At 61.9% G+C, this 12968-nt stretch carries 14 protein-coding genes; 4 read left to right on the top strand and 10 right to left on the bottom strand.

The features are described from left to right. Positions 1–17: 17 nt before the first annotated feature. Together CKW07_RS14060 and CKW07_RS14055 are read right to left on the bottom strand one after the other, a co-directional pair. The gene (locus CKW07_RS14060; protein WP_256577050.1) at positions 18–890 is read right to left on the bottom strand and encodes a DMT family transporter; all 873 of its coding nucleotides are present in this window, start codon (positions 888–890) and stop codon (positions 18–20) included. Between the two features lie 153 nt (positions 891–1043). Continuing rightward, complete coding sequence (locus CKW07_RS14055; protein ID WP_095145438.1) at positions 1044–1820, bottom strand: IclR family transcriptional regulator; 777 nt, start codon at positions 1818–1820, stop codon at positions 1044–1046. A gap of 400 nt (positions 1821–2220) precedes the next feature. Here CKW07_RS14055 and CKW07_RS14050 point away from each other — a divergent pair, with 400 nt between their 5' ends. Continuing rightward, entirely contained in the window at positions 2221–3114 is an 894-nt protein-coding gene (locus CKW07_RS14050; RefSeq protein ID WP_095145437.1) for a neutral zinc metallopeptidase, read from the top strand. 94 nt (positions 3115–3208) lie between these two features. Here CKW07_RS14050 and CKW07_RS14045 read toward each other — a convergent pair whose 3' ends face one another. The 3 genes from CKW07_RS14045 to CKW07_RS14035 all read right to left on the bottom strand — a co-directional run bounded on the left by CKW07_RS14045 (position 3209) and on the right by CKW07_RS14035 (position 5345). Next, positions 3209–3802, bottom strand: a complete 594-nt coding sequence (locus CKW07_RS14045) for an HAD family hydrolase (protein WP_095145436.1) — start codon at positions 3800–3802, stop codon at positions 3209–3211. Continuing rightward, positions 3799–4668 carry an acyl-CoA thioesterase II gene (gene tesB, locus CKW07_RS14040; protein WP_095145435.1) on the bottom strand — a complete coding sequence of 290 codons (870 nt, stop codon included), beginning with the start codon at positions 4666–4668 and terminating at the stop codon, positions 3799–3801. The genes CKW07_RS14045 and tesB overlap by 4 nt, the downstream gene beginning before the upstream one ends. A 107-nt stretch (positions 4669–4775) precedes the next feature. Then, positions 4776–5345 carry a GNAT family N-acetyltransferase gene (locus tag CKW07_RS14035; RefSeq protein ID WP_095145434.1) on the bottom strand — a complete coding sequence of 190 codons (570 nt, stop codon included), beginning with the start codon at positions 5343–5345 and terminating at the stop codon, positions 4776–4778. A 79-nt stretch (positions 5346–5424) separates the two neighbouring features. Between CKW07_RS14035 and CKW07_RS14030 the strand changes: the two genes are divergently transcribed. Together CKW07_RS14030 and CKW07_RS14025 are read left to right on the top strand one after the other, a co-directional pair. Continuing rightward, positions 5425–6345: a histone deacetylase gene (locus CKW07_RS14030; protein ID WP_095080665.1), complete on the top strand. Its 921-nt coding sequence runs from the start codon at positions 5425–5427 to the stop codon at positions 6343–6345. Between the two features lie 186 nt (positions 6346–6531). Beyond that, positions 6532–7779 carry a TIGR03862 family flavoprotein gene (locus CKW07_RS14025; protein WP_176465319.1) on the top strand — a complete coding sequence of 416 codons (1248 nt, stop codon included), beginning with the start codon at positions 6532–6534 and terminating at the stop codon, positions 7777–7779. 63 nt (positions 7780–7842) lie between these two features. On the opposite strand, the gene CKW07_RS14020 is transcribed toward CKW07_RS14025, so the two are convergent. Both CKW07_RS14020 and yedA read right to left on the bottom strand, forming a co-directional pair. Then, positions 7843–9174 carry a DEAD/DEAH box helicase gene (locus CKW07_RS14020; RefSeq protein WP_095145432.1) on the bottom strand — a complete coding sequence of 444 codons (1332 nt, stop codon included), beginning with the start codon at positions 9172–9174 and terminating at the stop codon, positions 7843–7845. 53 nt (positions 9175–9227) lie between these two features. Next, positions 9228–10154, bottom strand: a complete 927-nt coding sequence (gene yedA / locus CKW07_RS14015; RefSeq protein WP_095145431.1) for a drug/metabolite exporter YedA — start codon at positions 10152–10154, stop codon at positions 9228–9230. 163 nt (positions 10155–10317) lie between these two features. On the opposite strand from yedA, the gene CKW07_RS14010 reads away from it, so the two are divergent. Next, positions 10318–10770: an Lrp/AsnC family transcriptional regulator gene (locus CKW07_RS14010; RefSeq protein WP_095145430.1), complete on the top strand. Its 453-nt coding sequence runs from the start codon at positions 10318–10320 to the stop codon at positions 10768–10770. 49 nt (positions 10771–10819) lie between these two features. On the opposite strand, the gene CKW07_RS14005 is transcribed toward CKW07_RS14010, so the two are convergent. The 3 genes from CKW07_RS14005 to CKW07_RS13995 form a co-directional block, all read right to left on the bottom strand. Beyond that, positions 10820–11431, bottom strand: a complete 612-nt coding sequence (locus tag CKW07_RS14005) for a PolC-type DNA polymerase III (protein WP_095145429.1) — start codon at positions 11429–11431, stop codon at positions 10820–10822. Positions 11432–11453: 22 nt separating this feature from the next. Then, complete coding sequence (locus tag CKW07_RS14000; protein WP_095080658.1) at positions 11454–11933, bottom strand: NYN domain-containing protein; 480 nt, start codon at positions 11931–11933, stop codon at positions 11454–11456. A 138-nt stretch (positions 11934–12071) separates the two neighbouring features. Then, positions 12072–12830 (bottom strand): DUF2076 domain-containing protein, encoded by a 759-nt coding sequence (locus CKW07_RS13995; RefSeq protein ID WP_095145428.1) that lies wholly within the window; start codon positions 12828–12830, stop codon positions 12072–12074. Between the last annotated feature and the right edge of the window lie 138 nt (positions 12831–12968).

Genomic DNA, 12968 nt, shown 5'->3' with positions numbered 1-12968 from the left:
CTGCGCACCTCCCCCGCTCATTGACGCCGCTGTTGCCATGCCGCCGCCAAGCCACTCAGGCAAATGACCGTGATACCCATCACCGTGGTCAGGCTTGGCGTGTGGGCAAACAGCAGCCAGCCGAGCAGCCCGGCGAACACGATCTGACAGTAGCCAAAGGGTGCCAGCAACGCCGGTGCCGCATAGCGGAACGCCTGGGTCAGAAACAGATGCGCCGTCATCCCGCAACCGCCCAGCGCCAGCATCAGCAGGCCATGGGTAACGCTCGGCACGTGCCAGAACATCGGCACCAGCGCACTCATCACCAGGGTATTGCACAACCCGGCGAAAAAGTTACTGGTGGTGGGGCTGTCGACCTCGCTGAGCTTGCGCGTCAACAACTGGTAGAAGCAGAACAACAGTGCCGAGCCCAATGGCAGCGCCACCGCCAGCGTGAACAGTTCACCGCCCGGGTGAACGATGATGAGCACCCCGACAAACCCGCAGATCACGGCCAGCCATTGCCCCCGCGTGACCCGCTCGCCCAGTAGCGGCACCGACAATGCCGTCACCAGCACCGGTGCGAGAAAGTTGACCGCCGTCGCTTCCGCCAGCGGGATATACAGCAACCCCGTGGTGAATAGCAGGCTGGTGCCCAGCAAGCACAACGCCCGCAGTAATTGCAGGAGCGGGCGTCGTGTACGCAGGACGCGCAACCCGGACTGCGGCAGAAAAATCCCGGCCATCAGCAAGGTATGAACCACATAACGCGCCCACACCACCATCACCACCGGGTAGAAACCCGACAGGTACTTCGACAACGCGTCGTGAGTGGAGAACAGGAAGGTCGCGACAACGATCAGCAGGATGCCCTTTAAGGGGTGATTGATACCGGACAGGGGTGAACTCACCGTACAGCCTCGCGTGTTGATAGGCAGGACCTAGAATTCGAACAATCTAGAACTCGATTCCATTTTTTCACACACGCTTACGCCGATAGTGTTCGAACAGCGCACCGCTTTAGAGGGTGAGTATTTTTAACGCTCGCTACGGCCTGTAATGGCTCAGTTGAACAGCTCCGACGCCTGACTGGCGACCGACAGTTCTTCAGAGAACTGCAACAACAGCGGCGCCAGTTGGTGCAGGCGGGGCTCAGTCAGTCGCGCGCTTGGCCCGGCCACACTGAGCACACCGACAACCCGCCCATTCAATGGATGGCGCACCACCGCGGCAATGGCCGATGTGCCGACCGCCGAGCTTTCCTGGACCCAGGCATAACCGTGCTCGCGCGCCAGACGCAGGCGCTCGAGCAGTTCGATGCTGGAACGAGGGGCATTCGGTCCAGGCTCCTGCACGACGGCCGAGGCTTGACGCTCCACCAGCGACAAGGCCTCGGCATCGCTCAGGCAGGCCAGCCACGCATGCCCCGACGCGGTGCAGGACAACGGCGCCTCGCGCCCCATGTCCGGGTCATAACGCAAGCCGGAGCGCGCACCCTGCGACTTGGCAATCCAGGTCTGGCGCTCGCCTTCGATCACACCCAGGCGCACCAGCTCGCCAGTTTCCTGGGCCAGGCGATCCAGCACCGGCTGCACGATGTCCGCGCCGCTGCACGTCAGGTAGCGAAAGCCCATGGCAACCAGCCGGGTCGATAGCTGATAGCGCAGGTTATCCGGGTTCTGCCGCACGTACCCCAGGCGAATCAGTTCGGCGAGCAAACGGTGAGTGGCGCTTTTCGGAATCCCCAGTTGCTCGGCCAGCGCCTGCATCGGCAGGCCTCGCGGCTCACCGGTGAGGCTTTCCAGGACACTGAATACACGTTCGATCTGACTGCCGGCCATGGTCGGGTTCCAAAGGACATTTGGCCGATTCTAAAAGACAAGTGGATGAATGCGAAATCTGGAACCGGACATGTGCGCCATAAACGCTTAACGCGCTTTTACACATTTGTACCCCTACCCTTCGCCACAACTGGTTTCCATGCAGAAGGCAATGAATGCCCCTCAACCTACAAGGAACGTCAACACGCGATGGAACAAAACCCGCCCCAGCGACAACGTTAAAGACGCTCTCAAGCACACGACAAACCACTACACCACGGGTAAGACTCTCAGCGCCACGCAACTGTAGCCCGACAACGTCAGTCGTCGAGTAGCATATGCCTTTCGTCTGACGACCGGACTGGCGTCTACCCCACTCAGCATCAACACTCATCACCACGCTCAAACAGAGGATTCCCACATGCTATGGAAAAAAGGCCGCCGCAGTGACAACGTGGTCGATTCACGCGCAGAGGATGCTGGCGGTGGCGGCGGTGGGATGCGTTTTGGCGGCGGCAAGGGGTTGAGCCTGACGGCCATCCTGTTGATCGTGGGTATCGGCTGGATCACCGGGCAGGATCCGCTGCAGATTCTTGGCCAACTGACCGGACAGATGGATCAGCAGTCGGCCCCGGCCACCACGCAAACCCGCAAGACGCCGCCGGCCAATGACGAACAGGCAGAGTTCGTGGCGCGGATCCTCGGCGACACTGAGGACACCTGGGGCCAGATCTTTCAGCAGGCCGGGCGTCAATATGCGGCGCCCAAACTGATGCTGTTCAGCGGCCGGGTCAACTCGGCCTGCGGTGGCGCGTCATCGGCGACCGGTCCGTTCTATTGCCCGGCCGATCAGCGGGTGTATCTGGACATGAGTTTCTTCCAGGAGATGTCTCAGCGTTTTAACGCCGCCGGGGATTTTGCCCAGGCGTATGTCATCGCCCACGAAGTCGGTCACCACGTACAAACCCTGCTCGGCGTTTCCGCCAAGATCCAGGCGGCTCGCCAGCAGGGTCAGCGCATGGAGGGCGACGGTGGCTTGCTGGTCCGTCAGGAGTTGCAGGCCGACTGCCTGGCGGGGGTCTGGGCTCACAATGCCCAACAACGCTTGAACTGGCTGGAACCCGGGGATATCGAAGAAGCCCTGAACGCCGCCAACGCCATCGGTGACGACCGCTTGCAGCAGCAGGGTCAGGGCCGCGTCGTGCCCGACTCCTTCACCCATGGATCCTCAGCGCAGCGGGTTCGCTGGTTCAAGATCGGTTTCGCCCAAGGCCAGATTGGCCAATGCGACACCTTCGCCTCGAAGAGCCTCTGACGGCATACACCCGGGGCGAGGAAACCTTCCTCGCCCGATGGGTCGCCGGGGTTGTTTTGCGGGTAAACAACGTCGTGCTGGAGGGCGTAGTCCCTCAGGCGAACAGCATCTGCCGCAACGCCACACAATCGGACGCATGCCAGTCCGTCAACTCGGGCCACGGATTGTCCGGCAGATTCACCAGCACCGTTCGCGTGCCCGCGGCGCGACCGCAATCCAGATCGAAACGGTAGTCCCCCACCATCACCATCTCGCTCGGTGCGACATCCCAGGCCTCGGCCAGCTTCAGCAAGCCACCGGGATGGGGCTTTGGCGGGGCCTCGTCACGGCCCAGTACGTCCTCGGCGGCAAAGCAGTCAGCCAGGCCAATCGCCTCCAGCGTGACATGGGCCAGTTCCCGCGCATTACGTGTCAGGATCCCCAGGCGATAACCGCGCCCTGCCAGTTCCCGCACCAGCTCAACCGCCCCGGGGGCCGGTTTTGAGCCCTGCGCCAGATCCCGCTCGTGTTCCAGCAACCAGGCATGCTTGGCAGCCGCCTCATCGGCCGGCAGCGCGGCGAGGTGGGTGAGGATGTCGTGGTCGGCAGGAATCGCCAGGGCCTGGCGAATCGCTGCAAAGTCATGCACGGCAACCGTCAGGGTGCCGTCCATGTCGAACACCCAGTGCTGCACGCAGGACAGGCTCATGCCCAATCCTTGCGATGACGAATCAGGCCTTCCTGGGTCACCGACGCCACCAGCTTGCCCGCGCGGTTGTACACGCTGCCACGGGAGAAACCACGCGAGTTGCCGGCCCATGGGCTGTCCATGGCATAGAGCAGCCAGTCATCGGCGCGCAGGTCGGCGTGGAACCACAGGGCGTGATCCAGGCTGGCGACCTGCATGTCTTTCTGCCAGACCGACTTGCCATGCGGCAACATCGACGTGGTCAGCAATCCGAAGTCCGAGGCGTAGGCCAGCAGATACTTGTGCAGGGCCGGCGAGTCGGCCAAGGTGCCATCGGCGCGGAACCAGACATATTTGATCGGGTCGGCCGCTTGCGGGTTGTACGGGTCTTTTTCAGTGACCGGGCGCACCTCGATCGGCTTGGGGCACAACAGTTTCTCGCGCATGTGCTCCGGGATCAGGTGCGCGCGCTGCTGGGTGATTTCCAGTTCCGAGGGCAGGTTTTCCGGACCCACCACCTGTGGCATTGCGGTCTGGTGATCGAAGCCTTCTTCGTCGTACTGGAACGATGCACTGCAGGTGAAGATCGGGTTGCCTTTCTGAATGGCGGTCACGCGGCGCGTGCTGAAACTGCCGCCATCACGCACCCGGTCCACCTGGTAGACCACCGGCAGTCCGGCATCGCCCGGGCGCAGAAAATAGCCGTGCAGCGAATGCACGTGACGTGCCTCCTCGACCGTCTGGCTGGCCGCGGAAAGGGACTGGCCCAGCACCTGGCCGCCGAACAGCTGACGAAACCCCAGGTCCTGGCTACGACCGCGAAACAGGTTTTCTTCGATCGGCTCCAGGGTCAGCAAGTCGACCAGATCATCCAACACATGGCTCATTCAGACTCTCCTCACACAGAGCAATGCCGCGCAGTCTTGGCTGCGTCGGTCAATTCAGACGTTGGCCCGGGCCAACTGATGGACACATTGTAAACATCCCGGCCAGCTTAGCCATGCAAGGTTTCCAACCATTGCTCGCGACTGATGCGGTACAGCACGTGGCGGCGCAACGGATGATCGGGCTCCAGCCTGGGGTGCTCGAAATCCCCCGCCGGGTCGTGCTGCATGCCAATGGCCTGCATGACTTTCTGCGACGGCAAATTGGTCTCAGTGGTAAAGGCCACCACTTCGTCCAGGGGCAACCGGTCAAAGCCGCAACGCAGAGCGGTCCAGGCCGCCTCACTGGCGTAGCCCAGGCCCCAATGCTCGCGCGCCAGGCGCCAGCCGATTTCGGTCGCGGGGGTGAAGGAGGCCTCGAACCCGACCACGCCTAAACCGGTAAACCCGATGAACGCCCCCGTGTCCTTGCGCTCCAGCGCCCACAAACCGAAACCATGCTCAGCGAAATGCCCACGGATTCGCCCGATCAATGCCGCACTTTCCAGCCGGCTCAAGGGTGCCGGGAAATAGCGCATGACCTGCGGATCGGCACACATTGCCGCGAATGCCGGCAAATCGTCGTCGCGCCACTGGCGCATCAACAGTCGCGCACTCTCCAGTTGCAGTATCGGCTCCATCTTTCCCCCCTTCCGTTTCCCTGCAAACAAGTCTACATCGCTGGTAGGATCCTTCACTCATTCACGCCCTGAAGTTGCCATGTCGCTACCGCTGATCTACCACGAAGACTACAGCCCCGAATTCCCGGCGGAACACCGCTTCCCCATGGACAAGTTCCGGTTGCTGCGCGATCACCTGGTAGAAAGTGGCCTGACCCAGGACCGGCACTTGCTGCGCCCCGACATCTGCCCACCCGAGATCCTCGCCCTGGCCCACGACCCTGCCTATATAGAACGCTATATGGGTGGCGAGTTGTCCCGCGAAGACCAGCGGCGCCTCGGCCTGCCCTGGAACGAAGCGCTGGCCCGGCGCACCGTGCGGGCGGTCGGCGGTTCATTGCTGGCCGCCGAGCAGGCACTGGAACACGGATTGGCCTGCCATCTGGCCGGCGGCACCCATCACGCCCATTACGATCACCCCGCCGGTTTCTGCATCTTCAATGACCTGGCCGTGATCAGCCATTACCTGCTGGAAAGCGGCCGGGTCGGTCGGGTGCTGATTTTTGACTGCGACGTGCATCAGGGCGATGGTACTGCACGGATTCTCGAACATACCCCGGATGCGGTGACGGTTTCCCTGCACTGCGAAAAGAACTTTCCGGCACGCAAGGCCAAAAGCGACTGGGACATTCCGTTGCCCATGGGCATGGGCGATGCGGACTATCTGAAGGTGGTGGATGACGCGCTCAATTACCTACTGCCGCTCTACCAGCCGGACCTGGTGCTGTATGACGCCGGTGTCGATGTGCACAAGGACGATGCACTGGGCTACCTGAAACTGACCGATACCGGCGTCGCGGCACGTGATGAAAGCGTACTGCGCCATTGCCTGGGGCGGGATATTCCCGTGATGGGTGTGATCGGCGGCGGTTACAGCAAGGATCGACAAGCCCTGGCGCGACGCCACGGGATCCTGCACCACAGTGCACAACGGGTCTGGCAGTCATCAGGTTGTCATTGAGTTGTGGATGCTTTACCCACAATGTCTGTGTAACGGCCTGTGGATAACCTGAGCGAAAGTCCCTACAGGCCACAGCCTATATAGCCTGCAAGGCACTGAGTGTTTTTTGATCAGCTGCCGCCACGACGATGACATTGCGGTGCTGATAGAATGCCGGCCCTCTTTCGCCGAACCGCAGCGCACGCCATGACCCAGCCTTCCGCCAACCGCCCTCATCACGTCGCCATCATCGGCGGCGGCCCTGCCGGCCTGATGGCCGCCGAGGTATTGAGCCAGGCGGGCGTCAAGGTAGACCTCTACGACGGCATGCCCTCGGTGGGCCGCAAGTTCCTGCTGGCCGGTGTCGGTGGCATGAACATCACTCACTCCGAAGCCTACCCGGCGTTCCTTTCGCGTTACGCCGAGCGCGCCCCGCACATCGCGCCGTTGCTGCGTGAGTTCGGTGCGCCCGCGCTGTGTGAATGGATTCACGGGCTGGGCATCGACACGTTCGTCGGCAGCTCTGGCCGCGTGTTTCCCACGGACATGAAAGCCGCCCCACTGTTGCGTGCCTGGCTCAAACGCTTGCGTGATGCTGGCGTGGCGATCCACACCCGCCACCGCTGGCTGGGCTGGAACGCCGATGGCAGCCTGCGCATCGACAGCCCCGACGGCGAGAAAACGATCAACGCCGATGCCCTGTTGCTGGCACTGGGTGGCGGCAGTTGGTCGCGCCTAGGCTCGGACGGTGCATGGATGCTCGCGCTGGAACAACAAGGTATCGACCTGACGCCGCTACAGCCGAGCAATTGCGGGTTCGAAGTGACCGCCTGGAGCGAGCTGATGGTCAGCAAATTCGCCGGCGCGCCGCTGAAAAATATCGCCATGGGCTTGAACGACGACACGCCGCGACTCGGGGAATGCGTGATCACCGCCACCGGCATTGAAGGCAGCCTGATCTATGCACTGTCGGCACCGATTCGCGAGGCCATCAATCAATACGCTTGCGCCACTGTTCACCTCGACCTGCTGCCGGGCCGGCCTGTGGATAAAATCCAGGCCGCATTGAACAAGCCTCGCGGCTCACGCTCCATGGCCAAGCACTTGCACAGCCAACTGGGTCTGGACGGCGTCAAGGCGGCACTGCTGCGTGAGCTGACCGCCGCCGAATGCTTCGCCGACCCGCTGGCACTGGCCAATGCCATCAAGGCCCTGCCACTGACACTGGTCAGAACCCGGCCGCTGGATGAGGCCATCAGCAGCGCCGGCGGCGTGACCTTCGAGGCCATGAATGAACAGCTGATGCTCAAGCAACTGCCCGGCGTGTTCTGTGCCGGGGAAATGCTCGACTGGGAAGCGCCGACGGGCGGCTATCTACTGACAGCCTGCTTCGCCAGTGGCCGCGCGGCGGGGATGGGGATGGTCGAATGGCTGAGGAGCGGCGGCAAGCTATAAGCTAGAGCAGGCGCATGACCTGCTCCTTTCTTGCAGCTTGAAACTTGCCGCTTGTCGCTGCTTTCAAGGCTTACGCTTGCGCGGCCCGGTGTTGAACACCGGCACCTTGCGTACCGGCTTGACGGGCACATCGGCCACTGTCTCGCCACTGTCCACCCATTTGCCCAGGTTGCGTTTGCCGCCACCCGAAGCCTTGGGTTTCTTCGGCTTTTTCGGCTTTTTGATCACCTGACCGCTAGCGTCGGTGTCCGGCACCCGATGCTCCGGTTCGAAGTCCTGCTCCATGTGGCGGGTCAAGGCCTGACGGGTCAGCATCTCGATGGCCGACAGCAGGTTCACCTCATCGGCGCACACCAGCGAAATGGCCTCGCCGGTGGAACCCGCACGACCGGTACGACCGATACGGTGGATGTAGTCCTCGGCGACGATCGGCAAGTCGAAGTTGACCACCAGCGGCAAGTCTTCGATATCCAGTCCACGGGCAGCCACATCAGTGGCCACCAGTATCTGGATTTCACTGGCCTTGAAACGATCAAGTGCACGTTGGCGAGTGGCTTGTGGCTTGTCGCCGTGAATACCGTCGGCATTCACGCCCAGGCCCTGAAGCTTCTCCACCAGTGCGTCCACGCCATTACGGGTCTTGGCGAACACCAGCACCTGCTTCCACTTGTTCTTGCGCATCAAGTGAACGAACAGCTCCGGCTTGCGCTTCTTGTCGACCGTCACCACCCATTGCTTGACGGTGTTGGCGGCGACGTTGCGCGGGCTGACTTCGATGCTCAGCGGATCGTTGAGCATTTGTCCGGCCAGCAGGCGGATCTGGTCCGAGAAGGTGGCGGAGAACAGCAGGGTCTGGCGCTTTTTCGGCAGCGCCTTGTAAATGTTCGCCAGTTCTTCGGAAAAGCCCAGGTCGAGCATGCGGTCGGCTTCGTCCAGCACCAGGGTTTGCAGCTGATTGAACTTCAGTGCGTTCTGGCGGAACAGGTCCAGCAGGCGACCCGGCGTGGCCACCAGCAGGTCGACGCCTTTGCGCAGCTTCATCATTTGCGGGTTGATGCTGACGCCGCCATACACCGCGTAGGTGCTCAACGGCAGGTGCTCGGCGTACTGGCGCACGCTTTCATGGACCTGTTCGGCCAACTCGCGGGTCGGCACCAGGATCAGCGCACGCACCGAGTTGCTGGTGACTTTCGGCCCTTCCATGGCCAGCAACTGCAACAGCGGCACGGCGAAACCGGCGGTCTTGCCGGTGCCGGTCTGGGCCGCGGCCATCAGGTCGCGACCGGCCAGCACTGCCGGGACGGCTTGCGCCTGCACCGGGGTCGGGGTCTGGTAGCCGAGCGTCTCAAGGGCGCGCAGCAAGGGTTCGATCAGGCCAAGAGTGGCGAAAGTCATGGGAGTACCGTAGGAATAAATCAGCGCGGGTATGCAATGGCGCGCAGTTTACCCTAATTCACACGGGATTCTGTCGGCGTGACAGCGGCGGGTCGATCGGCACCCCGGCGCCACTGCGGCAAGCCGATCAACACCACGGCGCTGATGATCACCAGCATGGCCAGCGCTTCCTCGATACCGATGGTCTCGCCGACGAACACGATCCCCAGCAACACCGCCACGGCCGGGTTGACGTAGGCATAACTGGTGGCCGCCGCCGGCCGCACGTGTTTCAACAGGTACATGTAGGCGTTGAAGGCGATGATCGAACCGAACACGGTCAGGTAAGCCAGCGCCGCCCAGCCTTCGATCGGCGGCAGGCTCTCCAGGCGTTCACCACTAATCGCGCTGCCAATCAGCAACACCACGCCACCGACCAGCATTTCTACGGCGCTGGCCATTGCGCCCTGGGGCAAGGGCAAATGTCTGCTCCACACCGAGCCGAACGCCCAGGTCGCTGCGGCGAAAATCAGCAGCGCCGCGCCCAACGGACTCGATTGCAGATTGGACCCCAGGTTGAGCATGGCAATGCCAATCAGGCCAAGCACAATCCCGGCCCATTCGAGACGGGTATTACGTGCGCCCCAGAAATAGCCACAGAGCAAGGTAAACAGCGGTACCGTCGCCACCGCCAACGCCGCCACCCCGGAGGCCACGCCCATGTGCTCGGCCACGCTGACCGCGCCATTGCCACAGCTGAGCAGCAGAATCCCGATGATCCCGGCGGCTTTCCATTGCGCCCAGGTCGGTGCCGGCGCCCCTCTCCAACGCAGGAAGGCGTACATCAATGTCCCGGCGATCACGAAGCGGATACCGGCCAGCAGCAGCGGCGGCCAGTACTCCACGCCGATGCGGATCACCAGGTAGGTCGACCCCCAAATCACATACAACGCGAAAAAGGCGGCGATCAACGGTAAGGGAAAGCGACGTAGGCCAGGCATGGTCAGCTCGAAGACAGGTCAATGTGAGCAGCTATTCTAGAAAGGCCAACACTGGAAAATAAGTTACAAAACCTGTTTATCGGGCCAGTACACTTTTAAAAGCACGGAGATTTTCGCTGTAACCCGTACTTTCGAAAGTCAGTCATGTTCAGGAACCCGCACAATGGACAAATTCGACCGCATGTTGCTCAGCGCCCTGTTGGAAAACGGTCGTGCGTCCTACGCCGAGCTGGCGCGCAAAGTAAACCTGTCCGCCCCGGCCGTGGCCGAACGCGTGGCCAAGCTCGAAGCCTGCGGGGTGATTACCGGCTACGCGGCAAAAGTCGACATGGCCAAGCTCGGGCTGCCTATCCAGTGCGTCATCGAACTGCGCCTGAACCAACACGGCAACCAGAAAGCCTACGATGATCTGATCAAAATCCCGCAGCTGACCGAGTGCCACCGGGTGACGGGTGACCCCTGCGTGATCATGCAAGCCGCCGTGGGTTCGATGCAGGAGCTGGAGGCGCTGATCAACCGCGTGGCCACGTTCGGGTTCAGCAAGACTTCGATTGTGTTGTCCAGCGCCATCGAGAAGCGGGTGCCGCTAGGGCAATTGGAGGGGAACGGGAAATAGATCACGCGTGAGCGCGCGCCTGCTCGCCCCACGGTGGACGTGTTTGCCGCTAGAGCCCGCGATGCCGCTTGAGGTGTTCGTCGATTTTCGCCGCCGGGACTTTCTGCAAACTGCGCAGAAAATCATGGGACAACTCGCGCACGCCATACTTCTGCAGCAACTCTTGCTCCAGATACGTGGCGAGGTTGGCCGCCATTTCCGCGTCGGCCATGGCCCGGTGAGCCTGGCCGGTGTGGGGCAGTCGAGCAAAAGTGGTCAAGGTGCCGAGCTTGTGGTTCGGTGCCGTCGGCATCAGGCGCCGGGCCAGTAGCAGCGAGCAGGCGAAGTTCTGCAAGCGGGTGCGCTTGATCCGCCCCAGCTCAAAGTCCCAGAATTTCTGGTCGAACGCAGCGTTGTGCGCCAACAGTGGTGTGGTGCCCACGAATTCGTTGACCTCATTCATCACCTGTTCGGCACTGGGCGCGGTGCGCAGCATGGCATTGCTGATGCCGGTCAACTGTTCGATAAACGCCGGGACCCGCACGCCCGCGTTCATCAGGCTTTGGTAACGCTCGACAATGCGCCCCTGTTCAAGTATCACCACAGCAATTTCCGTGGCCCGGCAGCTGCTGCTCGGGGTGATCCCGGTGGTTTCAAAGTCGATGACGGCTATGCGTTCCAAACCTGTTCCTTGCGTTCAATAATCAGTTTTTAAGCAGCAACGCGCCTTCGATCGGCACGTAGCGTGTGGCCGCGCGAATCAGCGAGTTGGCCGTGAGCCCGGGCACACCGTAGGCAACGGCTTCTACCCCGTGCTTGTTGATGATGCGCTCCAGCAGCATGTCGAAATCACCGTCCCCCGACGCCAGTACCACTTCGTCGACGTGATCGGCGGCGTCCATGATATCGAGGGTGATGCCCACGTCCCAGTCGCCCTTGGCCGAGCCATCGCTGCGCTGGATGTAGGGTTTGAGCTTCACGGTGAAACCGAGGTTGCGCAGGATCTGCTGAAACTGCTGCTGCTTGCTGTCGCCGCGGTCAATGGCGTAGGCATAGGCCTCGACGATTTGCCCCTGCTTGCTGATGTCAGCCCACAGGGCGGCATAGTTGAAATGACAGCCGTAAGCCTGGCGCACGGTGTAGTAGAGGTTCTGGACATCGGCGAACACTGCGATCTTCTTCACCGCACATCCTCTTGGCGCACACAAGCGCAGGCGATTGATCAGACCCAAGGCCCGAAAAGTCGCCCAGTATGCCAGCCGGAACGAACGTTCAGCGAATAATCAGTCCGGGGCGCCAGCGCGCCCCGGACGAATGGCGTCTCAGACGAAAGAATCGTCGTCGCCAAACAGCGATGAGCTGTCATCGCCGTAGTCGGTATCGGCAAAACCACCCTGGTCGTTGCCGTCGTTAGCGTTGCCCGCCACGCGCGAGTCGTCGCCCCAGCCGCTGTTGCTGTCGTCGTTGACCTGGGCCGGTTCCTCCTTGATGACTTCGACCACTTCCTGGGGCTGCGAGTTGCTGTGAAACAGGCTGCTGATGCCCTGCGCCAGCATCACGCCACCAGCCACGCCCGCTGCGGTTTTCAAGGCGCCGCCGAGAAAGCTGCTGGCGGCGGGAGCCTGTTGCGCAGGGGCCGCATAGGGCTGTTGCGAGCCACCGAAGCGTGGCGCTGGCGACGGCGTATCGGACGAAGGTCGCCCCGGCTCACGCCATCCATTGCAGCTGAATGCGGACGAGCCTTGGGCTGGGGCCGGCCGGGCATCACGGGCACCGCCGAAGATGCTCGACAAGAAGCCGCCGGTCGCTGCCGGTGCAGCCACCTGCCCCTTGGCTTGCTGCAATTGGGCCTGCAATTGCTGAACCTGCTGGGCCAGTTGTTTGTTTTGTTCATTGAGGCTGTTGAGCGCGGCCTCCTGCACCAGGATCGCCTGGGTCATGAAATAACCCGCCGTCGGCTGGCGCCCCAGGTGCTCCTTGATCCGTGCCTCGGCCTCGGCATCACGCAACGCGCCGTCCGTTTCGGCCTGCTGCAACCGGGAAAACAGTCCATCGATCAGGGTTTGTTCTTCGCTGTTCATGGCGACCTCATAGATTGCCGGGAAATCAGTGCTCTTCTCCTGATGGAAAAGGTGCTCATCCGTAATGGGGTTGTTGCCGGCGCTTTCAATGCGCTTTACCGAACGTTTACCTTTGTTCAGGTGCCAGTCGCATCGGTT

This window comes from Pseudomonas sp. Irchel s3b6 (genome assembly GCF_900187415.1).
Classification (GTDB): Bacteria; Pseudomonadota; Gammaproteobacteria; order Pseudomonadales; family Pseudomonadaceae; genus Aquipseudomonas.
The sequence above is the reverse complement of the archived record's forward strand: the minus strand, read 5'-3'. Positions and strand labels throughout refer to the sequence as shown.